This window comes from Nonomuraea sp. NPDC047897 (genome assembly GCF_043204415.1).
In the GTDB taxonomy this organism is placed as follows: Bacteria; Actinomycetota; Actinomycetes; order Streptosporangiales; family Streptosporangiaceae; genus Nonomuraea.
The window spans coordinates 270,785-297,201 of sequence record NZ_JBIDCC010000009.1 but is presented as its reverse complement, the minus strand read 5'-3'; the positions used below and the strand labels follow the sequence as shown (position 1 = coordinate 297,201).

Genomic DNA, 26,417 nt, shown 5'->3' with positions numbered 1-26,417 from the left:
GGGGCCTCGTGCCCACCCACCGGGCCTGGCCCCCCGCGGGCTCGGTGGGGGGGGGGCGGGGCCACCGTGCGGGCATTGGTGGTTGGGGCCGGCGCCGCCGGGGCGCGGCTGGCAGCCGTCCCACCGCCAGCCAGCCGCGCCGACTATCGGCCGTCGAGGCAGTGCCTCGTCCAGACGCGGCCGGCGTCAGCCGCCCGCGCCCGGAACGCGCGCGCCTCGGGCGGGCCGAAGGCCGCCTTGTAGATCCGGAACAGCGTCCACAGCGCCGCCAGCCCACGTACAGCCGCAGGCGGAGCGTCCCGCCAGGTGGGCACCCCGGCGACGAACTCCTCCACCTGCGCCGGCGAGTGGCTGGACTCGATCAACCTTGGGGCGAGCAGCGCCGCGTCCACCCACGACGCGGCGCGGGCTGCGAACGACCAGTCGATCACCTGGGCGCCGTCGCGGTGGATGAGGATGTTCTCGCCGTGCAGGTCGTAGTGGATGAGCGTGTCGCCGGACAGCGCGCCCGGGTCGAACCCCGCCAACGCTGTCTCGTACAGCACCTGGTCGGCGGCGGCCAGGCGGTGGCTGTGCTTGCCGAGCATCAGCTTGCCCTTGGCGTGCAGCAGGGCCAGGTTGTCACCGATGAGCGGCGCGTCCACCGCCGGGCACGGGGTCAGCGCCTGGGTCAGGCGGAGCAGCAGCGCCTGCACGGCCGGCAGATCGGGCGAGCCCGGGGTCAGGTCCGCCGGCCGGGCGCCGTCGTTGACGTACTCGTGGACCAGGGCGATCCAGCCGCCGGTGCGGGAGCTCCACAGCATGCGCGGGGTCGGCGTCTCGGCGGGCAGGACGTGGCCGGCCCATTCCTGCCGTTGGTGGAGGAACGCGGCCGGGTGGTCCTCCGCGATCGCCTTGAGGAACAGGCTGGAGCCGCCGTCGAGGTGGAGGCGGGCGGCGACGCCGGGCATGATGCCGCCGTCCGCGGTTTCGGCTTTCACGACCTGGCCGAACTTGGACTGCACGCTGTCGCGGACCGTGGTGGGCAGGTCTTCCCAGGCGAGTCGGGCCATGGGTTACACCGCCCTCGGGTCGCTGGTGCAGCCGGCATAGCACTGACTGCACTTGCCGTTGGCCAGCCACAGCTCCGCATCGACCGGCAGACCGGCCGCCCGCATCGCGTCGATCGTGACGCCGAGCCGCTCCGCCGCCTCCGCGCTGTCACCGGGCCCGGCGTCGTCGGGCAGGTGGTGCAGGAACACGCCCGCCACGTTCTCGCAGAACGCGGCGTACTCGCGACTGTCCAGAAGGAACGTATGCCAGCCGATGTCCACCGCCCGGGACGGGGCCAAGGAACTGCCGGGGTTGAACGCGCACACGGCCAGGAACGCGAGCGCCTGGCTCATGATCCGGTCGGCGAGTTGCTCGGGCATGCAGTGCTCGGCGACGATGCGCGCCACGAGCCTGCCGTACAGGTCGGGGGTGACGAGCTCCCGCGGGTCGATGACGTCGGCTTCGGCGGGCTGGTTCGCCGTGGTGGTGACCATGTGCGCTCCCATCTGTTGCGTGGTGGCGGTCACGTGCAAGGGGTGCCCTCGCGTTGAGGGTCGGGCGTGGCCTCCTCTTCCGTGTCGGCCTCGTTGGGGATCTCCTCGCCCAGGGGCTGGCCTGCGCCAAGGAACAGCAGACGGCTGCCGTTGAGGATGCTCTGGAAGATCGCGTTCATCGCGCCTCGAATCGTGGGCGAGGAGAGCAGGAAGGCGGGAGGTGGCAGAAGGGCGCCGATATCGTCGCCTCCCGCCTCCCACCCCGGCCGCCGCCGCTGCGCCACCCAGACGGACGGGGATGAGGCAGCGCAGCACGGCGGCCAGGCGTTGGGGAAGTGGACCCACGGCCCAGGCAGCGTGACTCCTCTGATTGGCCGTGAGGCTGGTGCGCGGCCGGTGGGTGCCCTCGGGGCGCCGGCCGCGCAGTCTGTGGGGTTGGGTCGGCGTGGGCCAGAGGGCGGCACGCGATCTGACCTCTGGCCCACGCCCGGCGCGGCCGTGGTGCACCCCCCGCTCTGGCCGCGCCGCCGGCGCGGGCGAGTGCTGGCGGACCCGGAGCCGCCAGTGATGCGGCCTGCGCCTGGTCTGTGTCATTCGTCTGCCCTCCACGGGGAGGGCACCATGGGGGTGGTGGCCGCCAACGGCGTCCACGTGGCTGTGATGGCGGCGGTGTCCAGCAACTTCAGGAGTTGATCCGGGTCCGGGTCGTCTGAGTCCACGATGAGCGGCTTATCGCTGGGGCCGAGGAAGAAGGCGGAGATCTTTCGTCGGCGAGGCGAGTACATCAGCAGCCAGGAGGGTGTCCGCGGCTGGAGCTGTTGCACGCAGGCGCGGCCGCTGCGGTCCGCGACCACGTCACCATGCTTGATCATGACTCACCTCAAGTACTGGCTCGGACGCCCTTGTGGCAGGGCAGGCGGGAACCGTCGTAGGGCAGAAGCAACATCGCGGCGCGCCCGAGACGCGCGGACAACCAGCAGGCGCGCACCTGCATCCCTCACCTGTCTTCGTCTGCGCGCCGCCACCTGCCGGCTTCCGAGATGCTGGATGGTTGGCAGAACAACCCCATAAGCGCCCGACAGCGTCACCACATCGAGAAGCCCGGTGAACGACAGGTCGTCGTTCGCTGCGTCCTCCCGCCCCATGAAGATGCCGCACAGATCCAGCTCATGCCGGTGGCAGTAATCAGCGATCGTGACGGTCAACGCCGCCTGCCGGTCAGGGGCGTAGCGCGGGAGCCGGAAGTAGCCGTAGACGACGGGGCCAGCTACGTCATGCTGTTCGGTGAGGGTCAACAAGGCAACCGTCCTACCTGCTCCAGGGCCGGGTTGACGGGCCGCCACCTGCGCGGCCTGTGCTCCTCATCATCGGGAGGGACGGCTGCTCTGGATACGACCTGCTGTTGTACTTCCGTTGCACTTACGCGCACTCCTGAGGCCACTTCGTGTTTCGATGACCTCGGGAGGGAGCAGCCCCGTGACTACCGTGCATGTGTGGACGGGCCTGGAGGCCCGCGCACTCCGCCTTGCCCTGCGGATGAGCGTCAGGGTGTTCGCCCAGCATCTGGGAGTCGCGCCCCGAACCGTCGCCAAGTGGGAACACCTCGGGGCCGGTACTCAGCCGCGCCCGGACACTCAGGCCATCCTCGACACCGCGCTGGGCCGTGCCGACGCTGCAACTCACCTCCGGTTCGGCACCCTGCTGGCGGAGGCCGAGGACGCGCCGGCCAGCAGGTTGCGCGTGACCCGATCCGCCGGACCGCGCCCATGGGACTACGAGACATGGACGGATGACCTGGATCGGACCGTCGTGGCGCTCAGCCGCCAGAACTTCGGCTTCGCTTTTGACCTGCTCAACAGGTGGCTGTCCCGCTACGAGCCGCAGAAGCTGGACGAGAAAGGCTTGTACCTGTACGCCCGCTCCACCGCGTTGCTCGGCGACCTCCAGCGCGACCAGGGCAAGATCGCGGGGCCTCTGTCTGCTCAGTACTCCTACACCAGCGCGAGGTCCATCTACACCGAGCTAGACATCCCCCGGCGGGTGGCCCAGCTCGATTTGTCGCTGGCAGTCGTCACCGAGATGTCTGGCCAGCTCGATCACGCCGGCCGCATGTACGAGACGCTGGCCGTCGATGACCGCTTGTCCCTCCGTGACCGGACCCGCGCGCGGCTGTGGGTAGGGACCGCGCTCAGCAAAAACGGCCACAACGACTACGCCGCCCGCCTGATGACCACAGCGATCCGCGACTTCGAGAAACTCGGCGAACCGGATGACTGGTCAGTCGCTCACCAGAAACTCGCCCTGGCTCATCGCGGGGCCGGGAACCTGCCCGAAGCGCTTCGCCTCATCGGCGTCGCCCGCACTACCGCCGTCACCGACGCTCCCATGCAACGAGTACGCCTCGAGACCGCCTACGGGCACATCATGCTCTCCGACCCAGCAACCGTGGATGATGGACTGGTGATCCTCGACCACGCCGCGCACGAGGCCGCACAGCACGGCCTCGTGCACCAACTCCGCAGCATCGAGGACATCCGGCAGACCAGCCAACGGGAGCAGCGCCTCCCCAGGCCACGGCGATCAGGGAGCGAGTGAGTGAGCGTCAACCAGCAGGTCATTACCGACAAGCAGTGGCAGCACGCCCGCACCATCTGGGACTACCACCAGATGCGTCACGAGCCGAGTAAGTGTGACGTGGCCATCGGCCTGGGCAGCCACGACCTCGGCGTGGCCAAGACAGCGGCCGAGCTGTACCACGCTGGCTGGTTCTCGCTGCTCGTCTTCTCCGGCGCCACAAGCTCCACGACAGCCGAGCGTTTTCCCCGCGGCGAGGCCGTCCACTTCCGGGAGCACGCCCTGGAGGCCGGCGTCCCGGACGAGGCGATTCTGCTGGAGCCGAACGCCACCAACACCGGGCAGAACATCACGCACAGCCGCGACGTCCTCGTACAGGCCGGTATCCACCCACGGTCGGTGATGCTGATCTCCAAGCCCTACATGGAACGCAGGGCCTACGCCACCACGCGCAAGGTGTGGCCCGAGGTCGAGGTGGTGTGCGCGTCCGACGCGCTGGAACTGGACGACTACGTCCACTCCATCGGCGACCCGAAGCTGGTCATCGACATGCTCGTGGGCGACCTCCAGCGCGTGATCGAGTACCCCAAGTTCGGCTACGCCATCGAGCAGCCCATCCCGGGAGAGGTGCATGACGCCTACCAGTCTCTTCTGCGCGCCGGATTCGACAGCAGGCTCCTTAACGTCTGACCGGCCGGCACCTGCCAGGGTGTGCGCAATTCACCAGCCCAACCTGTTCCCGCGGCTCGCAACCTTGGCCAAGATCGTCGCAGCCGATTATTGGATCGTCCTGGACGACGTGCAGTTCGCAAGACGCGACTACCAGCACCGCGCCCGCCTGTCCGCTACACCTGGCCCCGGGGCGGCACGGTGGCTGTCCATCGCAACCCGACTGCCGCACGGCCGCTCCACCCCGATTCGCGAGGCGCGACTGGCTGACCCGATCCGCTGCCGGCGGCGTCTGCCCCAGCTCCTAGCTGACTGCTACCGGCGCAGCCCATATTGGCCAGAGTTCCGGCGAAGCCTCAACTCGGTGCTTGACCTGTTTGACATCACCGACCGGCTTGCCGTGGTGACCGAGGCCTCCACACGTCTGCTCCTGAACGCGGTTGGCTGGTCGGGACAGATCCTCCACAGCAGCGTCCTACCGGCGCGGGCTGAGCGCTCGGAACGGCTTGCCGACCTCGCTGGCCTGACGGGCGCAACCGTATACCTGTGCGGGACAGGCGGGCTGACCTATCTCAGTCCAGACCCCTTCCGTACCTACTCGGTGCGGATCATCCCATTCCAAATGCCGGAGATGGGAATCTGGGCAACCGGACGGCAGGTGAGCGCGTTGGACGCCCTGATGCTAATCGGCCCGAACGCCCTGAGCCTGGAGTTGAGGAAGGTTCGGGATGCAATTCCTGACGAGACGCCGCCGGGCAAGGCGCGACCCGCCGTACTCGGCTACCAGGAACTCCTGGAACTGCCGAAGCCGTCCACGCCGGGGGCATGACCATGGCCGTCACCTATCTTCGGCATACGGGCGAGTCCGCCGCTGACGCGATCCTCAGCCCGGCGTACGGCGACCTGTACGACGATATCCACGCCGATCCCTCGTACAACGCCAACCCGCTGTTCGCACGGCAGCGATTCATCGACCGGACCGTCTCGCAGGTGCGCCAGCCCGGATTCGAGCTGGTGACCGCTCACGACGGCGGCAAGCTGGCCGGGTTCTGCTTCGGGTTCACCATGGAGGCAGGCCGATGGTGGGGCGGCGAGACCAGTCCGGCCCCAGCCGATGTGGTCGATGCGCCCAAGGTCGCAGTCATCGAGCTTATGGTCGGCGACCAACATCGCGGGAGCGGCGTGGGTAAGCGGCTGCTCAGCGAGTTACTCGGCGACCGCGACCGCGTCTCCCCCAGGGTCGCGGGGAGCGCGGTCGAGTGACCCCAGGGCCCGGCAGGTCGTGCCGGGGCCCGGGTGCTTGAGCCCGCCGGGTCAGCGGGAGGCGCGGTTGACCGCTGAGATGACGGCCTTGAGGGAGGCCGTGGTGGTGTTGGCGTCGACGCCGACCCCCCACAGCACCTGCCCGTCGATCTCGCACTCCAGGTAGGAGGCGGCACGGGCGTCGGCGCCGGTGCTCATCGCGTGCTCCACGTAGTCGAGGACGCGGACCTGGAACCCGAGCCGGGAGATCGCGTCGACGAACGCGGAGATCGGGCCGTTGCCGGTGCCGGCGATCTCCCGGATCTCGCCGTCGACGCGGACGTCGGCGCTGATGCGGTCCTGGTCGTCGGCCACGGACTCGTGGCGGTGGGCCATGAGGCCGAGGCGGCCCCAGCGGTTGGCCGGGTTGGGCAGGTACTCGTCACGGAAGACCTCGTACATCTGCGCCGGGCTGATCTCGCCGCCCTCGGCGTCGGTGCGGGCCTGGACGACCTTGGAGAACTCGATCTGCAGCCGGCGTGGCAGGTCGAGCTGGTGGTCGGCCTTCATGATGTAGGCGACGCCGCCCTTGCCGGACTGGCTGTTGACCCGGATGACGGCCTCGTAGCTGCGGCCGATGTCCTTGGGGTCGATCGGCAGGTAGGGGACCGCCCAGCGGAAGTCGTCGACCGGCACGCCCGCCTCGGCGGCGTCGCGCTCCATGTGCTCGAAACCCTTCTTGATGGCGTCCTGGTGGGAGCCGGAGAAGGCGGTGTAGACGAGCTCGCCGCCCCACGGGTGGCGCGGGTGCACGGGCAGCTGGTTGCAGTATTCGGTGACGCGGCGGATCTCGTCGATGTCACCGAGGTCGAGCTCGGGGTCGATGCCCTGGGAGAACAGGTTCATGCCGAGGGTGACCAGGCAGACGTTGCCGGTGCGCTCGCCGTTGCCGAACAGGCAGCCCTCGATGCGGTCGGCTCCTGCCATGTAGCCCAGTTCGGCGGCGGCCACGGCGCTGCCCCGGTCGTTGTGCGGGTGCAGCGACAGGATGATCGAGTCGCGGTTTCGCAGGTTGCGGTGCATCCACTCGATCTGGTCGGCGTAGACGTTGGGCGTGGCCATCTCGACCGTGGCCGGCAGGTTGATGATCACCTTGCGGTCGGGGGTGGGCTGCCAGACCTCGTTGACGGCGTCGCACACCTCTACGGCGTACTCCAGCTCGGTGCCGGTGAACGACTCCGGGGAGTACTGGAAGCGGATGTCCACGTCGCTGGCGTCGGCGAGCTTCCTGACCAGCTTGGCGCCCTCGACGGCGATGGCCGTGACGCCCTCCCTGTCCTGGCCGAACACGACGCGCCGCTGCAGGGTGGAGGTGGAGTTGTAGAGGTGGACGATCGCCTGTTCGGCGCCTGCCAGCGACTCGAAGGTGCGCTCGATCAGCTCGGGCCGCGCCTGGGTCAGCACCTGGATGACCACGTCGTCGGGGATGCGGTCCTCTTCGATGATCTGGCGGACGAAGTCGAAGTCGGTCTGGCTGGCCGCCGGGAAGCCGACCTCGATCTCCTTGAAGCCCATCCGCACCAGCAGGTCGAACATCTGCAGCTTGCGGTGGGAGTCCATCGGGTCGATCAGTGCCTGGTTGCCGTCACGCAGGTCCACGGCGCACCAGCGCGGCGCCTTGGTGATGACCTGGTCGGGCCAGGTGCGGTCGGTCAGCCGGATGGGCTCGAACGGCTGGTAGCGATGGAACGGCATCGAGCTGGGCTGCTGAGCGGTCATGATCTGCGACTCCTCGTCGGTCGAAGGAAAGCGGCCGACGCGCATGACTCGCCCCGCGGCGAGGGAGCCGGCCTTACAGGCCCCCGCCGCGGCGGCTAAGAAGGAGTCCGCGCAGCATGTTTGCACGTTACCAGACGTCTCGCCGTGCCCCGTTCTTGGTCTCACATGATGAGAACCGACAGGCAGGTGACGCAGCCGTCCAGCTTCTCGAACTCCGAGATGTCCACCGCGACCACGTCGAGCCCGCGGCCGCGGAGCATCGCGGCGGTCGCGGGGGCGGAGGCCGCCATCAGCACCCGGTCGCCACCCAACGGCACGACGTGCGACCCGGCCTCCTCGGCGGGCGCCAGCAGTCCCGGCAGGTCCACCAGGGACGGGTCGCCGATGAGCGTGCCGTCGGGCAGGGCGGTGACGGCCGACTTCAGGTGCAGCACGCCGTCGACGCCGACGGGGACGACCTTCCGCTCGGGCAGCAGGGCGGCGAGCTGGGCGATGCCCTCGTCGTTGGTTCGCGACGAGCGTCCCACGTACGCGGTGACGCCCACCTGCAGCACGTCTCCGCCGTCGAGCGTGCCCGGCTCGGCGATCCGCACCGCCGTCAGGCCGAGCTCCCGCACGGCCCGCTCGACCGAGGCCACCTCGGGCCGCCGTTCCGGCGCGCCCGGCCTGGTCAGTACGGCCAGCTGCCCGCACACCACGACGGCGTCCTCGACGAACGGCGCGTCGGGCAGGTCGTCGGCGGGGTCGGCGTACACGGGCTGCCAGCCGGCCGCGTCGAGCGCGGCCACGTAGGCGTCGTGCTGCCGCAGCGCCAGCTTCGGATCGACCGGTTCGCGCCTCCCGTACGTGACGAGGCCGTCGGCGACGCGGGGACCGGGCTTCCTTACCAGCGCGATACCAGACATAGCGGGTGTTCTATCACGTGCTCAGTAGAGTCTCCGGCATGAGGGACAACGAGATACTCACCAGGATCAGCGCCCTCGTCGCCGAGGAGCACGAGCTGCGCGGCAGGCTGTCGGCCGGCGAGGTCACCTCCGAGGAGGAGAACGAGCGGGTCAAGGAGCTGGAGAAGGCGCTCGACCAGTGCTGGGACCTGCTGCGCCAGCGGCGGGCCCGGCGCGGCGCGGGCGAGGACCCCGACGACGCCGCGGCACGCCCCGCCTCCGAGGTCGAGGGCTACCAGCAGTAGCCGGCGCGGCGGCCAGGCCGGCCCGCCGCGGCGCGGCGGCCAGGCCGGCCCGCCGCGGCGCGGCGGCGATCGCGCAGAATGGGAGGCGTGACGGAACGGGACGCGCGCCTTCGCATCGCCGCCGAGCTGATGATGTTCCTGCCGGTGAGCCGCCGCCAGGAGTGGCAGCAGGTCAGCCCGGACGGCACCTCGACGCTCGGCCACCACGTCGAGTCACTCGGCATCCCGCTGCCGGAGGTCGGGCCGCTGACCGTCGGCGGGCGCGGTGTGGGGCCGTCCTACCACCTCGCGCCGGGCGACGTCGTGGAGGTGCGGGCGGTGCCGCGGCCGCAGCCGCTGCCGCACGAGCCGCGGTTCCTGCTGGACGTGCACCTGGGCACGCTGTCGCGGCGGCTGCGGCTGCTCGGCATCGACGCCGCGTACCACAACGACATGGACGACCCGGAGCTGGTGGTGCAGGCCAACGCCGAGCGCCGGGTGCTGCTGACGCAGGACCGAGGGCTGTTGCGCCGGCGGGCGCTGTGGCTGGGCGCGTACGTGCGCGGCTCGCGCCCACAGGAGCAACTGCGCGACCTGCTCGGCCGGTTCGCGCCGCCGCTGCGCCCGTGGACCCGGTGCACCGCGTGCAACGGCGAGCTGGTTCCGGCGGCCAAGCGGGAGGTCGCGCCGCTGCTGGAGGCGGGGACGCGGCGCAACTACGACGCCTACGGCCAGTGCCGCGACTGCGGGCAGGTCTACTGGCACGGCGCGCACAGCGGCCACCTGGAGGAGATCGTCAGGTCGGCACGCCAGTGGGCCGCCGGCGGCCTGCACGCCTGACGACGACGGAGGCGGCGGACGGCCTGGCCGGAGCCGGATCGCGCGCCTATGGTGATCGTGTGGCCGACTTTCTCCCGCCCGGCCCCGCGAGGCGCGGGGCACGGCGCGGCTACGCGCTGGCCGTGGCCGCCGCCGGGGCGCTGCTGGTGGTCAGCGCGATCCTGCCGTGGGCGGGCCTGGAGGCCCGCAGCGATCTCCTCGGCGCCGGCGTCTCCCACGACGTCCGCGGGGTCGACGACGGCCGCGGGGTCTTCACCCTGGTCGCCGGGCTGGTGACGCTGGCACTGGGGACGGCGGGGCTGCTGACCCGGCCGTGGATCGCCGCCCTGGCCGCCCTGCCGGGTGGGCTGGCGGCCGGGCTGCTGGTGGTGTTCGTGACGGACCCGGGTGGCGCCGGTGACCGGCTGTCGGTGGATCTGGGTGGGGTCCTGTCGGTGGAGCCGGTGATCCGCTACGGCTGGTTCGCCGCGCTGGCCGCCGCCGTCGCGGTGGTGCTCTGCGCCGTCCTCACCCTGGCCCGCCGCCGCTGACCGCCCGGCGCGCCGTCAGTCGTAGAAGCCGAGGCGGCGGAGCTGCTTGGGGTCGCGCTGCCAGTCCTTGGCGACGCTGATCCGCAGGTCGAGGTAGACCCGGGTGCCCAGCAGCGCCTCGATCTGCTTGCGCGCCCTGGTGCCCACGTCGCGCAGCCGCTCGCCCTTGTGCCCGATCACGATGGCCTTCTGCGAGGGACGTTCGACGAACATGTGCGCGTAGATGTCGAGCAGGTCGTCACGTCCCTCGCGGGGCAGCATCTCGTCCACCACCACGGCGATCGAGTGGGGCAGCTCGTCGCGGACGCCCTCCAGCACCGCTTCCCTGATCAGCTCGCCCACCAGCACCTGCTCGGGCTCGTCGGTGAGCCGGCCGCCCTCGTACAGCGGCGGCGACTCGGGCAGGTGCTCGATCAGCACGCCGGCGAGCACGTCGAGCTGGTCGCCCGCCTCGGCCGACACCGGCACGATCGCGGCGAACTCGGCCACCTGCGAAACGGCCAGCAACTGCGCCGCGATCTGCTCCTTGCTCGCCAGGTCGCACTTGGTGACGACGGCGACGACGGGTGTCCGCTTCACCGCCGCGAGCTTGTCGGCGATGAAGCGGTCGCCCTTGCCGATCGGCTCGTTGGCGGGCACGCAGAAGCCGATCACGTCCACCTCGGTCAGCGTCGACAGCACGAGGCTGTCGAGCCGCTCGCCGAGCAGCGTGCGGGGCCGGTGCAGGCCTGGCGTGTCGACGATGACGATCTGGGCGTCCGGCCGGTGCACGATGCCCCTGATGACGCGCCTGGTGGTCTGCGGCTTGGAGGAGGTGATCGCCACCTTCGTGCCGACCAGGGCGTTCATCAGGGTCGACTTGCCGACGTTCGGCCTGCCGACGAAGCAGGCGAATCCGGCGCGATGGGTGTCTGGCGAAGTCACCTGTGCATTGTCGCCCATCACGGCCGCTGCCCGCGCCACCAGGCGAACGCCTCGGGCAGCACCCGGGGCGTCCACGGCGTCATCCGCAGCTCCGGCAGCTCCGTCTCGGACACCCAGCGGACGTCGGTGATCTCGTCGCCGTCGGGGGTGGGCGTGCCCGAGGCGAGCGTGCAGCCGTACACCGCGATCATGTACATGCACTCGTGGCCGTTGGGGTAGACGGCGTGGAACTCGGGCCCGCTGTAGACGCCGATCAGGCCGCGTACGGTGACGTCGACGTCGATCTCCTCGCGCAGCTCCCTGGCGACCGCCTCCTCGGGCCGCTCACCGGGGTCGAGGGCGCCGCCCGGAGCCGCCCACAGGCCAACGTCGCCGTGGCGGGCCACCAGCAGCCGCCCCTCCGCGTCGAACACGCACCCGCACACCGACGGCAGCATGAGCAGGTCGGAGCCCACCTTGGCGCGCAGCCCGGCGAGGTAGGGGGACATCGGCATGGTCAGCTCCGGGGCGTGCCGTCGGGGCCGGCCACGAGCAGCGGGCCGGCGCCCAGCTCGCGGGCCACCTCTTCGTCGGCCGCGCTGGGGTCGCCCTCGCTGACCAGCGCGGCGGCCTCCAGGGAGCGCGCGCCGCTGGAGACGGCCGTCGCGACGGCGACCTGCACCGCCGACAGCGTCAGCGAGGTGAGCGTGACGTCGGTGGCCGAGTAGGTGCGTCCGGTCTCGTCGCGTACGGCGGCGCCCTCGGCGGAGCCGTTGCGGGCCCGCGCCGCCCGGGCCAGGGTGATGAGCTTGCTGTCTTCAGGATCGAGAGTCACGGGCACTAGGTTAGGCGCTGGCCAGCTTCAGCACCGCGCCGAGGAGCTGCCCGGTGCGTGCGGCGTCGACTCCGGCCAGGCCGCTGTGCACGAGCGACACCAGCGTGTCACCGGAGCGGACCAGCACCACGTCCATCGCGTACGGGTAGCCCTTCAGCCTGCCGCGCAGCTCGGCGCCGACCATCTCGTCGGCCACCTCGTCGCCCAGCTCGCGCAGCGGGGCGGGCAGCGGCCGGACCTTGAGCCGGGTGCCGCCCGGCGAGCGCACCGCCCGGCAGTCGGCCAGGGCCTCGGCCAGGTCGCCGAGGTGCCCCTCGGCTTCGGATCCGGCGTAGCGGGCCAGGCCGACCGCCACCTGCTCGCCCAGTTCGTCGCCCTGGTAGCTGACCGCGGCCTGGGCGGTCAGGGCTCGCGCGGGCGCCTGTCCGGCGGCGGGCAGGAGCACGGTCAGGCAGTCGGCGTTCTTCGGTGTGAACGGTGCCCGCCAGGGCCGCTCGGCCCGCGGCGAGAAGCCGTCGGGCAGCCGTGGCCGGTCGTTCAGCAGCTCGTGCAGCCGGGCCGTCGCGCGGGCGTCGGGGCGGACCGTGTCGTCGGCTCCGCCGCCGCAGCCCGTCAGGCTCGCGGCCAGAAGGCCGCCGGTGGCGACCAGGCCGAGCATCCACAGTCCGCGTTTCATGATTTTCCCCCCGAAGGCGGATCTCCCCGGGCACGGAGGTGGACAATCCACCAGACTTACCAATAAAGGATCAAACGCTAAAAGGGTGCTCTCGCCCGGCTGTCCCGGACGAGAGCACCCCTTACGCCAAGCAACGTCGCGATCGGCTAGCAGACCGAGACGTTGCCGCCCCCTGGAAACGCCCCTCCGCCGCGAACCCCATCCGGTGGACCGGGCGCTTCCCTGTGCGGCGCCCGCCGCACCGGGCGCCATGGCCAAGACTGCGGGACGGCACTTGCAGACGGCTTGGAGAACACTTGCCGCCCCACGCGGGACGGTCAGTCCTGCTCCGCGGCGGCCGGCACGACGTCGGGCGGCGCGGGCTCGACCCGGCGGACCACCACCGTGCTGATGCGGTTGCGCCGCCCGGCCAGGCTCTCGGCGGTGAGCTCCAGGCCGGCGACCTCCGCCTGCGAGCCGGCGATCGGCACCCGGCCGAGAGCGTGGGCGAGCAGCCCGCCGACCGTCTCGACGTCGTCGACCTCGATCTCGGTGTCGAACAGTTCGCCCAGCTCGTCGACCGGCATCCGGGCCGTCACCCGCAGCCCGCCACCCGGCACGGGCTCCACCCGCGGGGCCTCCTGGTCGTACTCGTCGGTGATCTCACCGACGATCTCCTCCAGCACGTCCTCGATGGTGACCAGCCCGGCCGTGCCGCCGTACTCGTCGATGACGATGGCCAGGTGGATCTGCCGCGCCTGCATCTCGCGCAGCAGCTGGTCGATGGGCTTGCTCTCGGGCACGTACGTGGCCGTGCGCATGATCGAGTCGATCCGCTCGCCGCCACCGTCCTGCCCGGCCTCGTGCACCCGGCGGATGATGTCCTTGAGGTAGGCGATGCCGATGACGTCGTCCTCGTTCTCGCCCACGACGGGGATGCGCGAGAAGCCACTGCGCAGCGCCAGCGACAACGCCTGGCTGAGCGTCTTGGTCCGCTCGATGAAGACCATGTCGGTGCGCGGCACCATCACCTCGCGCACCAGCGTGTCGCCCAGCTCGAACACCGAGTGGATCATCTCGCGCTCGTCGGGCTCGATCACCCGGCGCTCCTCGGCCAGGTCGACCAGGTCGCGCAGCTCGGCCTCGGAGGTGAACGGGCCCTCGCGGAACCCCTTGCCGGGGGTCAGCGCGTTGCCGAGCAGGATGAGCAGCTTGGGCAGCGGGCCGAAGATGCGGGTCAGCCCGTAGACCACCGGCGCGCTCGCCAGCGCGATGGGCTCGGCGTGCTGGCGGCCGAGCGTCCGCGGCGAGACTCCGACGATCACGTAGCTGACCAGGATCATGATGACGGCGGCCGTCACGTACGCCCAGCCCTGGTCGCCCAGGTGGTCGATGGACAGCAGCGTCACGATGACCGTCGCCACCAGCTCGCAGCTCAGCCGGAGCAGCAGCAGGAGGTTGAGGTAGCGCGGCGGGTCGATGACGATGGCCTGCAGTCGCGGCGCTCCGCGCCGGCCCTCGCGGACGAACTCCTCGGCGCGCACCCGGGAGATCCGCGTCAGCGCCGTCTCAGCGCTGGCGATCAGGCCACCGATCACCACGAGGGTGATGGCCAGGGGCAACCAGGCGTCCACCGCTAGCCGCGCACCTCCTGCCACGACTCCAGGAGCCGGGCCTGCAGGCCGAACATCTCCTTGTGCTCCTCGGGCTCGGCATGGTCGTAGCCGAGCAGATGGAGGATGCCGTGCGTGCACAGCAGCTCCAGCTCGTCACGCGTGCTGTGCCCGGCCTCGGCCGCCTGCCGGGCGGCCACCTGCGGGCAGAGCACCACGTCGCCGAGGAGCGCCGGGTCGGCCGGGGCGTCGCCGTCGCCCCGCGCGCCGCCGCCGGGCCGCAGCTCGTCCATGGGGAAGGCGAGCACGTCGGTCGGGCCCGGCTCCCCCATCCACTTCTCGTGCAGCTCCGCCATGGCGTTCTCGTCGATGACCATGATCGACATCTCGGCGAGCGGGTTGACGCCCATCTCGCCGAGGACGTGGCCGGCCAGGCGGACGATGCTCTCCTCGTCGACCTGGACGCCCGACTCGTTGTTGATCTCGATGCTCATCGGCGCTTGCTCCGCTGCTGGATCGGCTTGGCCGTGCCGTGGACGGCCGGAGCCTGCTGGGCGTCGTAGCGCCCGTAGGCGTCGACGATCTCGCTGACCAGCTTGTGGCGGACCACGTCGGAGCTGGTCAGCCGGGAGAAGTGGATGTCGGGGATGCCGTCGAGGATCTCCTGCACGACGCGCAGGCCGCTGGTCGTGCCCGAGGGCAGGTCGACCTGCGTGACGTCGCCCGTCACCACGATCTTGGAGTTGAAGCCCAGCCGCGTCAGGAACATCTTCATCTGCTCGGCCGAGGAGTTCTGGGCCTCGTCGAGGATGATGAAGGCGTCATTAAGGGTCCGGCCACGCATGTACGCGAGCGGCGCGACCTCGATCGTGCCCGCCGCCATCAGCTTGGGGATGGAGTCGGGGTCGACCATGTCGTGCAGCGCGTCGTACAGCGGACGCAGGTAGGGGTCGATCTTCTCGTAGAGGGTGCCGGGCAGGAAGCCGAGCCGCTCGCCGGCCTCGACGGCGGGCCGGGTGAGGATGATCCGGTTGACCCGCTTCTCCTGCAGCGCGCGCACGGCCTTGGCCATCGCCAGATAGGTCTTGCCGGTGCCGGCCGGACCGATGCCGAACACGATCGTGTGCTGGTCGATCGCGTCGACGTAGCGCTTCTGGTTGACCGTCTTCGGCCTGATCGTGCGGCCGCGGGAGGAGAGGATGTCGAGGGAGAGGACCTCGGCGGGGCGGTCGGAGGTCATGCGCAGCATGGCGATGCTGCGTTCGACCGCGTCGGGCGTGAGCTCGCCGCCGTTGTTGAGCACCTCCACCAGCTCCTCGAAGAGCCGCACCACGGTGCCGCTCTCGTCGGGGCTGCCGGTGACGGTGATCTCGTTGCCTCGTACGTGGATGTCGGCCTTGAAGGCGCCCTCGATGACGCGCAGCAGCTCGTCGCGGGAGCCCAGGAGGCTGACCATCGAGTATTCGTCCGGAATCAGCACCTTTGCCTGTGTACGCGTCGGAGGTGCTGACCGTCGGGATTCGTGTAGTTCGGACATGGGCAGGCCAGCGGCCTGATGCCTCCCGGTCTCTTCTGGATGTGCTTCTCCGCCCATGGTAGCCGGGCCGGGGCCGCCGCTTCTCGCCAATATCGGCCAGGCCGTCACCCGCCCGGCGGCGGCCTCCCCGCGGGCCGGGTCAGCCGGGCGGCCAGCCCAGATCGCGCCCGCCCACGACGTGGGCGTGGACGTGGAAGACGGTCTGGCCCGCGGCCGGGCCGGTGTTGAGGACGACCCGGTATCCGGCCTCGGCCACGCCCTCCTGAACGGCGACGGCGTGGGCGGCCTTGAGCAGGTCGTCGGCGAGCCCGTCGTCGGCCTCGGCCAGCGCGGCCGCGTCGGGGTGGTGCTCCTTCGGGATGACCAGCACGTGGGTGGGTGCCTGCGGGTTGATGTCGCGGAACGCCAGCGCCCGGTCGGTCTCGAGGACGATCTCGGCCGGGATCTCCTTGGCCACGATCTTGCAGAAGAGGCAGTCGGTCACACGGGCAGCCTATCGAGGGCCCCGGCCGATGGTACGCTCCCACTTCCACCACCCTGTTGCGAATCGGTGATCGGCTGCGTCGTGCACCGTAAGATCCGCGCGGTTAGGGTGGGTGTGCGACACACGTCAAGACGATTCAGGGTCGGGTAGGCCGCCTGGCGAGGACACGACTGGGTAATGCCCCCTAAGGAACCGCAAGAGCGTAAACCCTCCGGGGAAGCCGCGCGTCCTCATGAGGTGACCACCGAAACCCTGCTGGCCGACAGGTCGTTAGGGGCGGTGCCGGTCGGGTGGGACGCCGACATGGCCGTGACCGCGCTCTACAGCGCGCACTTCCGGTCGTTGGTGCGTCTCGCTGTGTTGCTGGTCCGTGACATAGCGACCGCCGAGGAGGTCGTGCAGGACGCGTTCGTCGCCATCCACGGCGCCTGGCGTAGACTGCGCGACCCCGACAAAGCACTCGCCTACCTGCGCCAGTCCGTCGTGAATCGGTCCCGTTCGGTGCTGCGGCACCGGGCGGTCGTCGAGAAGTATGCTCCCAAGGGTCTGCCCGACGCCCCGAGCGCCGAGAACGGCGCGATCGGGGAGCTGGAACGCTCCGCCGTGATCGAGGCACTGCGGGCCCTGCCGACGCGTCAGAGAGAGGCACTCGTCCTTCGTTACTACGGTGATCTGTCCGAGGCTGAGATCGCCCACGCCATGGGCATCAGCAAGGGCGCGGTCAAGAGCCACACCGCACGTGGCATGGCCGCCTTGCGATCCGTCCTGGAGAAGATGTCATGACCCAGCCCCCCGACGAGTACGGCGACGTACTGCGCCATGTGCTGCGCGCGGAGGCTGACACGGTCGTGCCCTCGCCGGAAGGACTGGAGATCATCCGCGCCCGCATCGAGCGGCGCGGCGTGCGCAACCTCTTCTGGTGGCGGGCGGGCGCGGCGGCCGCCAGCGCCGTGCTGGTGGCGGGCACGGTCGTGATGGTCGTCCCCGAGTTGCGCCACACGGTCCTGCAGGACACCGTGCAGGACATCAAGAGCACCTCCACTCCCCCCGCGGCCGACTCGACCAACCGGGCCGTCTCGCCCGAGCCGCCCATCCGCAGCCAGCCGACCGAGGTGGTGGTCCTCCCCGACCCGTCCACCCGCCCGCCGAGGCAGCAGCCGTCGGAGACGGCGAAGTCCACCAGCAAGCCGACGCCCAAGGCGAGCCCCACCCCGTGCCCGACGACCCCCGGCGACCGGGGCACGCCGCGCGACGAGTGCCCCACGACCACGCCGACCCCCACGCCGACCCCGACCCCGACGCCGACGCCCAGCCAGCCGGACCCGGCGACGACGACGTGCCCGGCCACCGAGTGCCCGCCGGCCGATCCCGAGCCCACTGCCACCGAGCTCCCCACCCCCCTGGTCGAGGGCACCCCGCACTCGATCCCGTGAACCCGCGCCCGTGAACCCGCGCCGCCGCGGCGGTCACCGCGGGCGGGCGTCCGGCTACCAGCGGCCGGTACGCGCCGACAGCACGGCCGCGGCCGCCACCCCCGCCGTGGACGTGCGCAGCACCGTGGGCCCCAGCAGGACCGGCACCGCCTTCGCCGCCCGGAACCGGCCCAGCTCGTCGTCGGAGACCCCGCCCTCCGGCCCCACCACCACGACGATGTCGCCGCCCGCCGGCAGGGCCACGCCGGACAGCGGCTCGGCCGCCTCCTCGTGCAGCACCAGCCCCAGCGCCGCGCCGGCGAGCAGCTCCGCCACCCCCGCCGTGGACGCCGGCTCGGTGACCTCGGGCAGGTGGAACCGGCGGGCCTGCTTGGCCGCCTCGCGCGCCGTGGAGCGCCACCGGCCGAGCGCCTTGGCCGCCCGCTCGCCCTTCCACTGGGTGATGCTGCGCGACGCCGCCCAGGGGACGATCACGTCGACGCCGGCCTCGGTCATCATCTCGACGGCCAGCTCGCCCCGGTCGCCCTTCGGCAGCCCCTGGACGACCACGATCCGCGGGCTGGGCCGCGCCACCTCGTAGCGGCCCGTCACGTCGAGCCGGAGCGCGTCCTTGAGCACCTCGCGCACCACGCACTCGGCGACCGCGCCGGCCCCGTCGGTCAGGTCGACCCGCTCGCCGGCGCGCACCCGGCGGACGGCGGCCGCGTGCCGCCCCTCCGCGCCGCCCAGCACCAGCTCGGGCCCGTCGAGGACGTCGGACAGGAAGACGGGGACGGTCACGGCAGGCGGCTCATCTGCCGCCGAAAACTGCTCGGCTGCCGTTGGACGCGGCTCATCTGCCGTTGAACGCGTCGCGCAGCCGCGAGAAGAACCCCTGCTGGCCCGGCGCGAACTTGCCCGGCGGCCGCTCCTCGCCCCGCTGCTTGGCCAGCTCGCGCAGCAGCTCCTCCTGCGCCGGATCGAGGCGCATCGGGGTCTCCACGTTGACGTGGATGAGCAGGTCGCCGCGGCCCGTCTCGTTGAGCCGCTGCACACCCCTGCCGTACATGGTGATGACCTGGCCCGACTGGGTGCCCGGCCGGACGTCGATCTCCTCCGCCCCGTCGAGGGTCTCCACGGTCAGCACGGTGCCGAGCGCCGCGGCCGTCATCGGGATCTGCACCGTGCAGTGCAGGTCGTCGCCGCGCCGCTCGAAGATCTCGTGCGGGCGTTCGACGATCTCCAGGAACAGGTCTCCGGGCGGGCCGCCGCCGGGGCCGATCTCACCCTCGCCGGCGAGCTGGATGTGGGTGCCGTCCTCGACACCCGCCGGGATGCGGACCTTGATCGTACGGCGGGTGCGCACCCGGCCGTCGCCGGAGCACTCCTGGCACGGGTTGCGGATGAGCGAGCCGAAGCCGCCGCACTGCGGGCACGGCCGCGACGTCATGACCTGGCCCAGGAACGACCGCGTCACCTGCGAGATCTCGCCGCGCCCGTTGCACATGTCACAGGTGTCGGGGTGGGTGCCCGGCGCGGCCCCGGCGCCCTGGCACACCTCGCACAGCACGGCCGTGTCGACGACCAGCTCGCGGGTGGTGCCGAACGCGGTCTCGCGCAGGTCCAGCTCGACCCGGATCGTGGCGTTGCGTCCCCGGCGCGCGCGCGAGCGGGGCCCGCGCGCGCCGCCCGCCGTACCGAAGAAGGCGTCCATGATGTCGCTGAACGGGAACCCGGCACCGAAGCCGCCGGCCCCAGCGCCCGCGCCGGCGCCGCCGAACGGGTCGGCCCCCAGGTCGTACATCTGGCGCTTGTTGGCATCGGACAGGACCTCGTAGGCCTGCGTGATCTCCTTGAACCGCTCCTGGGTCTCAGGGTCGGGGTTCACATCGGGGTGCAGCTCCCGGGCCAGTCTCCGGTACGCCTTCTTGATCTCGTCCTGACTGGCGTCACGGCGCACCCCGAGGGTGGCGTAGTAGTCGCTGTTTGCCACTTATCGACCTCTTATGATGCAGCCAGGATCTGGCTGACGTAGCGTGCCACCGCGCGCACGGCGCCCATCGTCACGGGGTAGTCCATCCTCGTGGGACCCAGCACGCCGAGCCGGGCCAGTTGATTGTCGCCAGAACCGTATCCGGTGGCGACGACGGACGTGCCGCGAAGGTAGGGGTTTTCGGAGCCGATGCGCACGGTGAGCGCGGACGGGGTGTCTGAGGAAGTCTCGCCGAGCAGCCGCATGAGCACGACGTGCTCCTCCAGCGCCTCGAGCACGTCTCGCAGGCCCGTGGCGAAGTCGGCGCCGGCCAGGTTGGCCGCCCCGGCGAAGACGATCTTCTCGTCGTGCCGTTCGACGAGCGTCTCCAGCAGGACCGACAGGATCGTCGCCACCGCGGGCCGGTCCTCGGCCGGAAGCCGCTCGGGCAGGTCGGCGACCAGCTCGGGCACGGTGCTGAGGCCGCACCCGTCGAGGCAGGAGTTGAGCACGGCGCGCAGGTGGGCGATGCGGTGGTCCTCCACCACCTCGGGCAGCTCGACCACCCGCTGCTCGACCCGGCCGGTGTTGGTGATCAGCACGAGCATGACGCGCCGCTCGCTGAGCGGCACCAGCTCGACGTGCCGGACCGTCGAGCGGGTCAGCGTCGGGTACTGCACGACGGCGACCTGCCGGGTCAGCTGCGCGAGCAGGCGCACGGTGCGCATGACCACGTCGTCGAGGTCGATCGCGCCTGCCAGGAACGTCTCGATCGCCCGCCGCTCGGCCGCCGACAGCGGCTTCACCTGCGACAACCTGTCGACGAACAGGCGGTAGCCCTTGTCCGTCGGCACGCGGCCGGCGCTGGTGTGCGGCTGGGTGATGTAGCCCTCCTCCTCCAGCGCGGCCATGTCGTTGCGGACCGTGGCCGGGGAGACCTTCAGGTTGTGGCGCTCGGCCAGCGCCTTGGAGCCCACCGGTTCGTTGGTGGACACGTAATCTTCGACAATGGCGCGGAGCACCGCCAGTTTCCGCTCGTCGAGCACGTGCTCACCTCCTGCTTGCCTTCCGGGAACCGCTCTAGCACTCTGTGTTCCCGAGTGCCAAGTGTACGGCCGTTGCCTGGAAGGTGCGATAACAGCCGAGCACCGGGGTGCCTGGCGTGGCCGAACCTCCAGGCCTCAGACTGGCCGCTATGACCGATGATTCTCCGTCCCAGCCGAGCGGCCCGCAGCCCGGGCCCGGTCCGCGACCCGGTCAGGCCCCCTCGTCCTCCGGCGCCCCCTCCCCCGCAGGGCAGTCCGGCGCCGATCCCGCGGCCGCCTCCCCGCCCACGTCGGAGCCCCCTCCCGCTGCCGAACCGGCCCCCGAACCGCGCGTCGCACCGCCCTCCGAGCCGCCGTCCGAGCCGCCGTCCGGCGGCCCGTCCTACGGCGAGGCGCCCCCTCCCGGCGGGCCTGTGTACGGGTCCCAGCCCCACCGCGCCCCGGGCTACGGTCCGCCCGGCGCTTTCGGCGGCTACGGGCAGCCCACCGCCGCCCCTGGCTACGGACAGCAACCGCCGAGCGCCCCCGGCTACGGACAGCAACCACCGAGCGCCCCTGGCTATGGGCAGCAACCACCGAGCACTCCCGGCTACGGGCAGCAGCCTCCCGGCGGCCCGGCGTTCGGCTACCGGCCGGTTTCGGGTCCCGTCCACGGCCAGGCGCCGCCGCAGGGCGTCCCCGGATTCGGCCAGGCGCCCGGCCCCGCGTACGGCCCCGCGTACGGGCAGGCACCGCCGCAGGACGGACCGGCGTACGGGCAGCCGAGGTACGGTACCGGGCAACCCCAGTACGGTCCGGAGCCGTCCGGCTACGGTCCAGGGCCGTCCGGGTACGCCCCCGGGCAGCCCGCGTACGGCGGCGCGGCGCAGTTCGGCGCGCGGCCGGACCCCAAGCTGGTCAAGCCGCCGCTGTGGTGGATCGGGGCCGGTTGGGTGGTCGCCGTCGTCTGCGTGGTGGCGGGTGTCGTCCTGTTCATGACGGGCGTGCGGGGCACGGTGGGCGATGTGGCGCCGACCAGGACGTTCGCGGCGGGCGAGAGCGTCACCGTCGCCCTCGACCCGGCCGAGCGACCCGCCGTCTACATCGACAGTCCCACCCGGGTGCACTACCAGTGCATGATCTCGGGCGGTCCCGGGCAGGCCAGGCTCGTCAACACGGCCGCGAACCAGACCATCACCCAGGGCTCCACCCGGTGGCAGCTCATCCTCCTGGTCAACGCCCCCTCCGCGGGCGACTACCGGCTCACCTGCGCGACGCAGGAGGCGGCGGACGCGCGTTTCGGGGTGGGCCGCGACCCCGCCGGCGCGGCGGGCGGCCTGGCCGGCGGGGTGGCGGCGCTGCTGATCCTGCCGGGGGCGGGCATCCTGGTCGGGATCGTCGTCACCGCCGTCGTCCTCGTACGGCGCAGCCGCAGCCGCAGGCGCCTCGCGATGGGCGGGTGATTTGCTACGGTCCCCGTGTGTACGAGGGTGATGTTCTCGCGGGCAACTGGCGGCGACCCGGCAAGGGCACGATCCCGAAGGTCCCCGCCGAACCGGAGCTGGTCGTGGAGGACGCCGAGAGCGGCTTCTGCGGCGCGGTGGTGACCTGCGACAAGGAGGCCGTCACGCTGGAGGACCGGTTCGGCAGGCGCAGGCTGTTCCCGCTGGCGCCGGCCGCGTTCCTCCTGGAGGGCAAGGTCGTGACGTTGGTCCGGCCCGCGCCGGGGCCGCGCGGGCCGAGGCGGAGCGCGTCGGGTTCGATCGCCGTGGAGGGGCTGCGGGCGAAGGTCGCCCGGGAGAGCCGCATCTACGTGGAAGGCGTGCACGACGCCGCGCTGGTGGAGAAGATCTGGGGTCACGACCTGCGGGTCGAGGGCGTGGTGGTCGAGTACCTGGAAGGGGTCGACGACCTGCCGGCGATCGTGGCCGAGTTCGGTCCGGAACCGGGGCGCAGGCTGGGCGTGCTGGTCGACCATCTCGTGCCCGGCTCGAAGGAGAGTCGCATCGCGGCGCAGGTGACCTCGCCCGACGTGCTGGTGGTGGGGCACCCGTTCGTCGACATCTGGCAGGCGGTCAAGCCGTCCGCGCTGCGCATCCCCGCCTGGCCGGAGGTGCCGCGCGGGATACCGTGGAAGGAGGGTGTGATCGCGGCGCTGGGCTGGCGGCTGGAGCCGGCCGAGGCGTGGCGGCGCATCCTCGGCGCCGTCTCGACCTTCGCCGACCTGGAGCCCGAACTGCTGGGCCGAGTGGAAGAGCTGATCGACTTCGTTACGGAGGCACCATGAGCCAGGACCCGCCCCATCCTCAGCCGGACGACGACGCCACGCGGCGCGTCACCCGTTCGGACCTCCCGGGCCAGGGCGGGCCGCACCCGGCTCCCGAGCCCGCCTCCGCTCCGGATCCCCGTCCCGGCTCCGGCGCCCACCCGGCCTGGGCCCCGCAGCCCGGCCCGGATCACCCCGGTTCCGGGCCGCAACCCGGCCACGGCACCCACCCCGCTGCAGCCCCGCCCCCCGGCCCAGACCCCCAGCCCGGCTCGGGCCCCTACCCCGGCTCGGGCCCCTACCCGGGCTCGGGCGCCTACCCGGGCTCGGGCGCCTATCCGGGCGCAGGTTCCCAGTCAGGCCCGGCCCCGCACCCCGGCTCGGCCCCCCAGCCCGGTTACGCCTACGGGCAGCCGCACACGCCGCCCGCCGGCTACCCCCCGCCCACGCCGGGCTACCAGCAGCCCGGCCACCAGCCCCCCGGCTACGGCTACCAGCAGCCCGGCGGCCAAGGCTATGGCTACGGGGCTCCGCACCAGCGGCCACCGCACGTCCCTGGCGCGTACGGCCCGCGTCCCGGCAGCGACGACACCACCATGGCCATGCTCGCCCACCTGCTGGGCCTGCTGGTCTCCTGGGTGGGCCCGCTGATCATCTACCTGATGAAGAAGGACGAGGCCCCGTACGTCCGGGACCAGTCGGCCGAGGCGCTCAACTTCCAGATCACGATGTTCATCGGCTACCTGGTGGCCGGCCTGTTGTCGATCATCGTCATCGGGCTGTTCCTGCTGCCGATCATCTGGATCGTGTCGTTGATCTTCCACATCCAGGCGGCGATCGCCGCCAACCGGGGCGAGAACTACCGCTATCCGATCTCCATCCGCCTGGTGAGCTGACCGCGCCGCCCGATCAGCCGACGAGGGCGTCCGATCAGCTGACGAGGGCGTCCGGTCAGCTGACGAGGTCGCGCACCAGCGCGTCGGCCAGCAGCCGGCCCTTGAGCGTGAGCACCATCAGGCCGGCCTTGAACGGGCCGGGCTCCAGCAGCCCGCCGCCGAGCGCCGCCGCCACCGCGGTGCGCGCGCGGGGGGCCACCTCGGCGAGCGGATAGCCGGAGGAGAGCCGGAGCTCCAGCATCAGCCGCTCGGTCGCGCGGTCGTCGTCGGCCAGCACCTCACGAGCGTGCGCGGGCGAGGCACCGGCGGCCAGGCGCTGGGCGTAGGCGGCGGGATGCTTGACGTTCCACCAGCGGGTGCCGCCGACGTGGCTGTGCGCACCCGGGCCGACGGCCCACCAGTCGCCGCCGGTCCAGTAGAGCAGATTGTGGCGGCACCGGGCGTCGTCGGAGGTGGCCCAGTTGGACACCTCGTACCAGCCGAATCCCGCCTCCGCCAGCATCGCGTCGGCGATCAGGTAGCGGTCGGCGGCCACGTCGTCGTCTGGCATCGGCAGCTCGCCGCGCCTGATCCGCGCGGCCAGCCGCGTGCCCTCCTCCACGATGAGCGAGTACGCCGAGACGTGGTCGGGCTCGGCCTCGATCGCGGCCGCCAGCGAGGCCCGCCAGTCGTCGTCGGACTCACCGGGCGTACTGTAGATCAGGTCGAGGTTGACGTGCTCGAACCCGGCCGCCCTGGCCTCGCGGACGGCTTGCGCGGCCCTGCCGGGGGTGTGGTGGCGGTCCAGGACCTTCAGGACGTGCTCGCGGGCGCTCTGCATGCCGAAGCTGACCCTGGTGAAGCCGCCCTCGCGCAGGCGGGCGAGCGAGGCCGGATCGACGGACTCCGGGTTGGCCTCGGTGGTCACCTCGGCGCCCGGCCGCAGCCCGAACTCCGCGTCGATGGCGGCCAGGATCCGCGCCAGGTCGCCCGGCGGCAGCAGGGTGGGCGTGCCACCGCCGAAGAACACCGTCTCCACCGGCAGCGCCGCGTCGCCCAGGACGCGGCGCGCCAGCCGTACCTCCGCGATGGCCGTGTCGGCGTAGTCGCGGTGGGAGGCGCCGGGGCCCAGCTCGGCGGCGGTGTAGGTGTTGAAGTCGCAGTAGCCGCAGCGCGTCACGCAGAACGGCACGTGCACGTAGAAGCCGAACGGCCGCTCGCCGAGGCCGCGTAGCGCGCTGTCGGGCAGTTCGCCGGAGGCGGGGGCGACGTCGCCGTCGGGCAGGGTGGATGGCACGCCTTACAGTCTGCCCGCCGCCATTGACTGCCTGGTCCATCGGGCCTACGATCCGGGCGTCTCGCCTGGGCCGCGGGCACCGAGGACTACAAGGACCTGGTGTCCAAGCCCGGAAAGCGCCACCGCGACCTGCGCACGGGGTCGCTGTGGCTGTACGACGGCAACGAGTTCTGGTCGTACGACGATCCGGGGACGCTGCCGCAGAAGGCGGCCTACATTCGCCTCAAGGGGCTGGGCGGCGCGATGATGTGGTCCATCGACCAGGACGACGACCGTGCCTCCCTCACCTCCGCCCTGCACAAGGTCCTCCGTTGACGCGCGCCCCCGCCTGAGGACTCCAGCACTGCGAACAGCCGTGACCCGCGACCCGGTCCCGGGCCAGGACTGAGGCCAGGGCCGTGGCCTGGGGCTAGGACCGGGACCGGGGCCAGGACTGAGGCCAGGGCCGTGGCCTGGGGCTAGGACCGGGGCCAGGAACGAAAGGCTCGGAACGAGGGAAGCCACAGGCGGCGGGCACGAGGCAGGATCGGTCCTCAGGCCCCTGGGCGGTGGCGCGAAGTCAGGTCAGCGGCCGGAAGAAGCGGGCGATGACGTCGCGCGGGGCTCTCAGGACGGATGGTGATCGCCCAGAAAACGGGCCGCCACCGTGTCCCACTTGTCCGCGTGGCCGGGAAGCTCCAGAATGCGGCGCAACAGAGCCTTGTCGCCGTGATAGGCACGGAACGACTCCGCCACGCTCACGCCGTCACCGGGCCGCCGATCGACCCGCACCTCGTCACCGGCGCCCAGCTCGCCTGGCTCGACGACCCGCAGGTACGCCCCGGTCCGCCCCGCCTCCGTGAAGCGTCTCACCCACCCCGGCTCGTCCATCCAATTGCGGAACACCACACAGGGCACCCGAGGTCCGGTCACCTCCAGCACGGCCGTGCCTACGTGCCACCTGTCCCCCAGTATCGCACCGGTGACGTCGAGCCCGGCGGTCGTGAGGTTCTCGCCGAACCGGCCGTCACACAGCCCGTAGCCGAGCTGGGCCTCCCACCAGTCGTAGTCCTCCCGGGCATAGGCGTACACCGCCTGGCTCGGCGCCCCATGGCGCACTCTGTCGGCCCGCTCGTCACCGTCCAGCCCGTCGGCCCGCACCTCCACTCGATAGGGCACCGCCTTCTTCTCGATGGCTGTGTGTCCCGACCTTCCCGCCCACTGCGCCTCGACTGT

33 protein-coding genes are annotated in these 26,417 nt (G+C 71.6%); 13 read left to right on the top strand and 20 right to left on the bottom strand.

The genetic code is table 11. The annotated features are described in order from the left end of the window. Positions 1–143: 143 nt before the first annotated feature. The 5 genes from ACGF0J_RS22405 to ACGF0J_RS22385 all read right to left on the bottom strand — a co-directional run bounded on the left by ACGF0J_RS22405 (position 144) and on the right by ACGF0J_RS22385 (position 2,821). Entirely contained in the window at positions 144–1,052 is a 909-nt protein-coding gene (locus tag ACGF0J_RS22405; protein ID WP_393148725.1) for a phosphotransferase, read from the bottom strand. Between the two features lie 3 nt (positions 1,053–1,055). Next, positions 1,056–1,526 (bottom strand): glycine-rich domain-containing protein, encoded by a 471-nt coding sequence (locus ACGF0J_RS22400; RefSeq protein ID WP_393148723.1) that lies wholly within the window; start codon positions 1,524–1,526, stop codon positions 1,056–1,058. Between the two features lie 29 nt (positions 1,527–1,555). Then, on the bottom strand, positions 1,556–1,705 hold the full coding sequence (locus ACGF0J_RS22395) for a hypothetical protein (RefSeq protein ID WP_393148721.1): 150 nt from the start codon (positions 1,703–1,705) through the stop codon (positions 1,556–1,558). A gap of 411 nt (positions 1,706–2,116) precedes the next feature. Next, positions 2,117–2,398 (bottom strand): hypothetical protein, encoded by a 282-nt coding sequence (locus tag ACGF0J_RS22390; protein ID WP_393148719.1) that lies wholly within the window; start codon positions 2,396–2,398, stop codon positions 2,117–2,119. A gap of 3 nt (positions 2,399–2,401) precedes the next feature. Next, positions 2,402–2,821 carry a hypothetical protein gene (locus ACGF0J_RS22385; RefSeq protein WP_393148717.1) on the bottom strand — a complete coding sequence of 140 codons (420 nt, stop codon included), beginning with the start codon at positions 2,819–2,821 and terminating at the stop codon, positions 2,402–2,404. A 181-nt stretch (positions 2,822–3,002) separates the two neighbouring features. Between ACGF0J_RS22385 and ACGF0J_RS22380 the strand changes: the two genes are divergently transcribed. Genes ACGF0J_RS22380 through ACGF0J_RS22365 form a run of 4 tightly spaced genes read left to right on the top strand, consistent with a single transcriptional unit; the run spans position 3,003 to position 6,032 of the window. Then, complete coding sequence (locus tag ACGF0J_RS22380) at positions 3,003–4,121, top strand: helix-turn-helix domain-containing protein (protein WP_393148715.1); 1,119 nt, start codon at positions 3,003–3,005, stop codon at positions 4,119–4,121. After that, positions 4,122–4,790: a YdcF family protein gene (locus ACGF0J_RS22375; protein ID WP_393148713.1), complete on the top strand. Its 669-nt coding sequence runs from the start codon at positions 4,122–4,124 to the stop codon at positions 4,788–4,790. After that, the gene (locus tag ACGF0J_RS22370; RefSeq protein WP_393148711.1) at positions 4,732–5,598 is read left to right on the top strand and encodes a WbqC family protein; all 867 of its coding nucleotides are present in this window, start codon (positions 4,732–4,734) and stop codon (positions 5,596–5,598) included. Before ACGF0J_RS22375 ends, ACGF0J_RS22370 begins: the two co-directional genes overlap by 59 nt. Further along, positions 5,595–6,032: a GNAT family N-acetyltransferase gene (locus tag ACGF0J_RS22365; RefSeq protein ID WP_393148709.1), complete on the top strand. Its 438-nt coding sequence runs from the start codon at positions 5,595–5,597 to the stop codon at positions 6,030–6,032. The genes ACGF0J_RS22370 and ACGF0J_RS22365 overlap by 4 nt, the downstream gene beginning before the upstream one ends. 51 nt (positions 6,033–6,083) lie before the next feature. Here ACGF0J_RS22365 and leuA read toward each other — a convergent pair whose 3' ends face one another. Then, complete coding sequence (gene leuA, locus ACGF0J_RS22360; RefSeq protein WP_393148707.1) at positions 6,084–7,790, bottom strand: 2-isopropylmalate synthase; 1,707 nt, start codon at positions 7,788–7,790, stop codon at positions 6,084–6,086. A 161-nt stretch (positions 7,791–7,951) separates the two neighbouring features. Then, the gene (ddaH, locus tag ACGF0J_RS22355) at positions 7,952–8,695 is read right to left on the bottom strand and encodes a dimethylargininase (protein ID WP_393148705.1); all 744 of its coding nucleotides are present in this window, start codon (positions 8,693–8,695) and stop codon (positions 7,952–7,954) included. Between the two features lie 38 nt (positions 8,696–8,733). Between ddaH and ACGF0J_RS22350 the strand changes: the two genes are divergently transcribed. The 3 genes from ACGF0J_RS22350 (at position 8,734) to ACGF0J_RS22340 (ending at position 10,328) form a co-directional block, all read left to right on the top strand. Further along, positions 8,734–8,979 carry a DUF2630 family protein gene (locus ACGF0J_RS22350; RefSeq protein ID WP_393148703.1) on the top strand — a complete coding sequence of 82 codons (246 nt, stop codon included), beginning with the start codon at positions 8,734–8,736 and terminating at the stop codon, positions 8,977–8,979. Positions 8,980–9,066: 87 nt separating this feature from the next. Continuing rightward, positions 9,067–9,798 (top strand): Mut7-C RNAse domain-containing protein, encoded by a 732-nt coding sequence (locus tag ACGF0J_RS22345; RefSeq protein WP_393148701.1) that lies wholly within the window; start codon positions 9,067–9,069, stop codon positions 9,796–9,798. Positions 9,799–9,857: 59 nt separating this feature from the next. Next, entirely contained in the window at positions 9,858–10,328 is a 471-nt protein-coding gene (locus ACGF0J_RS22340; RefSeq protein WP_393148699.1) for a hypothetical protein, read from the top strand. A gap of 15 nt (positions 10,329–10,343) precedes the next feature. Here the strand turns inward: ACGF0J_RS22340 and era are convergent, their stop codons facing one another. The 8 genes from era to ACGF0J_RS22300 form a co-directional block, all read right to left on the bottom strand. After that, a complete protein-coding gene (era, locus tag ACGF0J_RS22335; protein WP_393148697.1) occupies positions 10,344–11,252 on the bottom strand; it encodes a GTPase Era in 909 nt (302 codons plus the stop codon). Positions 11,253–11,269: 17 nt separating this feature from the next. Then, positions 11,270–11,746 carry an NUDIX domain-containing protein gene (locus ACGF0J_RS22330; protein ID WP_393148695.1) on the bottom strand — a complete coding sequence of 159 codons (477 nt, stop codon included), beginning with the start codon at positions 11,744–11,746 and terminating at the stop codon, positions 11,270–11,272. Between the two features lie 2 nt (positions 11,747–11,748). Continuing rightward, positions 11,749–12,066: a cytidine deaminase gene (locus ACGF0J_RS22325; protein WP_393148693.1), complete on the bottom strand. Its 318-nt coding sequence runs from the start codon at positions 12,064–12,066 to the stop codon at positions 11,749–11,751. 10 nt (positions 12,067–12,076) lie between these two features. Next, entirely contained in the window at positions 12,077–12,742 is a 666-nt protein-coding gene (locus ACGF0J_RS22320) for a hypothetical protein (protein WP_393148691.1), read from the bottom strand. 317 nt (positions 12,743–13,059) lie between these two features. Beyond that, positions 13,060–14,355, bottom strand: a complete 1,296-nt coding sequence (locus ACGF0J_RS22315) for a hemolysin family protein (protein ID WP_393148689.1) — start codon at positions 14,353–14,355, stop codon at positions 13,060–13,062. Positions 14,356–14,357: 2 nt separating this feature from the next. Next, positions 14,358–14,828: an rRNA maturation RNase YbeY gene (gene ybeY, locus ACGF0J_RS22310; protein ID WP_393148687.1), complete on the bottom strand. Its 471-nt coding sequence runs from the start codon at positions 14,826–14,828 to the stop codon at positions 14,358–14,360. Beyond that, complete coding sequence (locus ACGF0J_RS22305; protein ID WP_393148685.1) at positions 14,825–15,871, bottom strand: PhoH family protein; 1,047 nt, start codon at positions 15,869–15,871, stop codon at positions 14,825–14,827. The genes ybeY and ACGF0J_RS22305 overlap by 4 nt, the downstream gene beginning before the upstream one ends. Positions 15,872–16,010: 139 nt before the next feature. After that, positions 16,011–16,355, bottom strand: a complete 345-nt coding sequence (locus ACGF0J_RS22300) for a histidine triad nucleotide-binding protein (protein WP_393148683.1) — start codon at positions 16,353–16,355, stop codon at positions 16,011–16,013. A 303-nt stretch (positions 16,356–16,658) separates the two neighbouring features. Between ACGF0J_RS22300 and ACGF0J_RS22295 the strand changes: the two genes are divergently transcribed. Next, positions 16,659–17,138, top strand: coding sequence for a SigE family RNA polymerase sigma factor (locus ACGF0J_RS22295; RefSeq protein WP_101783532.1), 480 nt, complete (start codon positions 16,659–16,661; stop codon positions 17,136–17,138). Then, positions 17,135–17,788 carry a hypothetical protein gene (locus ACGF0J_RS22290; RefSeq protein ID WP_393148681.1) on the top strand — a complete coding sequence of 218 codons (654 nt, stop codon included), beginning with the start codon at positions 17,135–17,137 and terminating at the stop codon, positions 17,786–17,788. Before ACGF0J_RS22295 ends, ACGF0J_RS22290 begins: the two co-directional genes overlap by 4 nt. A gap of 54 nt (positions 17,789–17,842) precedes the next feature. Here the strand turns inward: ACGF0J_RS22290 and ACGF0J_RS22285 are convergent, their stop codons facing one another. Genes ACGF0J_RS22285 through hrcA form a run of 3 tightly spaced genes read right to left on the bottom strand, consistent with a single transcriptional unit; the run spans position 17,843 to position 20,785 of the window. Continuing rightward, complete coding sequence (locus ACGF0J_RS22285; protein ID WP_393148679.1) at positions 17,843–18,568, bottom strand: 16S rRNA (uracil(1498)-N(3))-methyltransferase; 726 nt, start codon at positions 18,566–18,568, stop codon at positions 17,843–17,845. Positions 18,569–18,620: 52 nt separating this feature from the next. Then, the gene (gene dnaJ / locus ACGF0J_RS22280) at positions 18,621–19,760 is read right to left on the bottom strand and encodes a molecular chaperone DnaJ (protein WP_393148677.1); all 1,140 of its coding nucleotides are present in this window, start codon (positions 19,758–19,760) and stop codon (positions 18,621–18,623) included. An 11-nt stretch (positions 19,761–19,771) separates the two neighbouring features. After that, complete coding sequence (hrcA, locus tag ACGF0J_RS22275; protein ID WP_393148675.1) at positions 19,772–20,785, bottom strand: heat-inducible transcriptional repressor HrcA; 1,014 nt, start codon at positions 20,783–20,785, stop codon at positions 19,772–19,774. Positions 20,786–20,934: 149 nt separating this feature from the next. On the opposite strand from hrcA, the gene ACGF0J_RS22270 reads away from it, so the two are divergent. Genes ACGF0J_RS22270 through ACGF0J_RS22260 form a run of 3 tightly spaced genes read left to right on the top strand, consistent with a single transcriptional unit; the run spans position 20,935 to position 23,926 of the window. Next, complete coding sequence (locus ACGF0J_RS22270; protein ID WP_393148673.1) at positions 20,935–22,227, top strand: hypothetical protein; 1,293 nt, start codon at positions 20,935–20,937, stop codon at positions 22,225–22,227. 17 nt (positions 22,228–22,244) lie between these two features. Then, positions 22,245–23,051 (top strand): DUF3097 domain-containing protein, encoded by an 807-nt coding sequence (locus ACGF0J_RS22265; protein WP_393148671.1) that lies wholly within the window; start codon positions 22,245–22,247, stop codon positions 23,049–23,051. After that, positions 23,048–23,926, top strand: coding sequence for a DUF4870 domain-containing protein (locus tag ACGF0J_RS22260; protein WP_393148669.1), 879 nt, complete (start codon positions 23,048–23,050; stop codon positions 23,924–23,926). The genes ACGF0J_RS22265 and ACGF0J_RS22260 overlap by 4 nt, the downstream gene beginning before the upstream one ends. Before the next feature lie 55 nt (positions 23,927–23,981). On the opposite strand, the gene hemW is transcribed toward ACGF0J_RS22260, so the two are convergent. Then, positions 23,982–25,202, bottom strand: coding sequence for a radical SAM family heme chaperone HemW (hemW, locus tag ACGF0J_RS22255; RefSeq protein ID WP_393148667.1), 1,221 nt, complete (start codon positions 25,200–25,202; stop codon positions 23,982–23,984). Positions 25,203–25,229: 27 nt separating this feature from the next. Here hemW and ACGF0J_RS22250 point away from each other — a divergent pair, with 27 nt between their 5' ends. Then, the gene (locus ACGF0J_RS22250; RefSeq protein WP_393148837.1) at positions 25,230–25,517 is read left to right on the top strand and encodes a glycosyl hydrolase family 18 protein; all 288 of its coding nucleotides are present in this window, start codon (positions 25,230–25,232) and stop codon (positions 25,515–25,517) included. Between the two features lie 291 nt (positions 25,518–25,808). Here ACGF0J_RS22250 and ACGF0J_RS22245 read toward each other — a convergent pair whose 3' ends face one another. Next, positions 25,809–26,360: an MOSC domain-containing protein gene (locus ACGF0J_RS22245; protein ID WP_393148665.1), complete on the bottom strand. Its 552-nt coding sequence runs from the start codon at positions 26,358–26,360 to the stop codon at positions 25,809–25,811. Between the last annotated feature and the right edge of the window lie 57 nt (positions 26,361–26,417).

Bases quoted from the DNA above. Each gene is read 5' to 3' on its own strand.
- ACGF0J_RS22405 (WP_393148725.1), bottom strand. From the start codon at position 1,052: ATGGCCCGACTCGCCTGGGAAGACCTGCCCACCACGGTCCGCGACAGC.
- ACGF0J_RS22400 (WP_393148723.1), bottom strand. From the start codon at position 1,526: ATGGTCACCACCACGGCGAACCAGCCCGCCGAAGCCGACGTCATCGAC.
- ACGF0J_RS22395 (WP_393148721.1), bottom strand. From the start codon at position 1,705: ATGAACGCGATCTTCCAGAGCATCCTCAACGGCAGCCGTCTGCTGTTC.
- ACGF0J_RS22390 (WP_393148719.1), bottom strand. From the start codon at position 2,398: ATGATCAAGCATGGTGACGTGGTCGCGGACCGCAGCGGCCGCGCCTGC.
- ACGF0J_RS22370 (WP_393148711.1), top strand. From the start codon at position 4,732: ATGACGCCTACCAGTCTCTTCTGCGCGCCGGATTCGACAGCAGGCTCC.
- ACGF0J_RS22365 (WP_393148709.1), top strand. From the start codon at position 5,595: ATGACCATGGCCGTCACCTATCTTCGGCATACGGGCGAGTCCGCCGCT.
- leuA (WP_393148707.1), bottom strand. From the start codon at position 7,790: ATGACCGCTCAGCAGCCCAGCTCGATGCCGTTCCATCGCTACCAGCCG.
- ddaH (WP_393148705.1), bottom strand. From the start codon at position 8,695: ATGTCTGGTATCGCGCTGGTAAGGAAGCCCGGTCCCCGCGTCGCCGAC.
- ACGF0J_RS22350 (WP_393148703.1), top strand. From the start codon at position 8,734: ATGAGGGACAACGAGATACTCACCAGGATCAGCGCCCTCGTCGCCGAG.
- ACGF0J_RS22330 (WP_393148695.1), bottom strand. From the start codon at position 11,746: ATGCCGATGTCCCCCTACCTCGCCGGGCTGCGCGCCAAGGTGGGCTCC.
- ACGF0J_RS22320 (WP_393148691.1), bottom strand. From the start codon at position 12,742: ATGAAACGCGGACTGTGGATGCTCGGCCTGGTCGCCACCGGCGGCCTT.
- ybeY (WP_393148687.1), bottom strand. From the start codon at position 14,828: ATGAGCATCGAGATCAACAACGAGTCGGGCGTCCAGGTCGACGAGGAG.
- ACGF0J_RS22305 (WP_393148685.1), bottom strand. From the start codon at position 15,871: ATGTCCGAACTACACGAATCCCGACGGTCAGCACCTCCGACGCGTACA.
- ACGF0J_RS22295 (WP_101783532.1), top strand. From the start codon at position 16,659: ATGGCCGTGACCGCGCTCTACAGCGCGCACTTCCGGTCGTTGGTGCGT.
- ACGF0J_RS22290 (WP_393148681.1), top strand. From the start codon at position 17,135: ATGACCCAGCCCCCCGACGAGTACGGCGACGTACTGCGCCATGTGCTG.
- ACGF0J_RS22270 (WP_393148673.1), top strand. From the start codon at position 20,935: ATGACCGATGATTCTCCGTCCCAGCCGAGCGGCCCGCAGCCCGGGCCC.
- ACGF0J_RS22260 (WP_393148669.1), top strand. From the start codon at position 23,048: ATGAGCCAGGACCCGCCCCATCCTCAGCCGGACGACGACGCCACGCGG.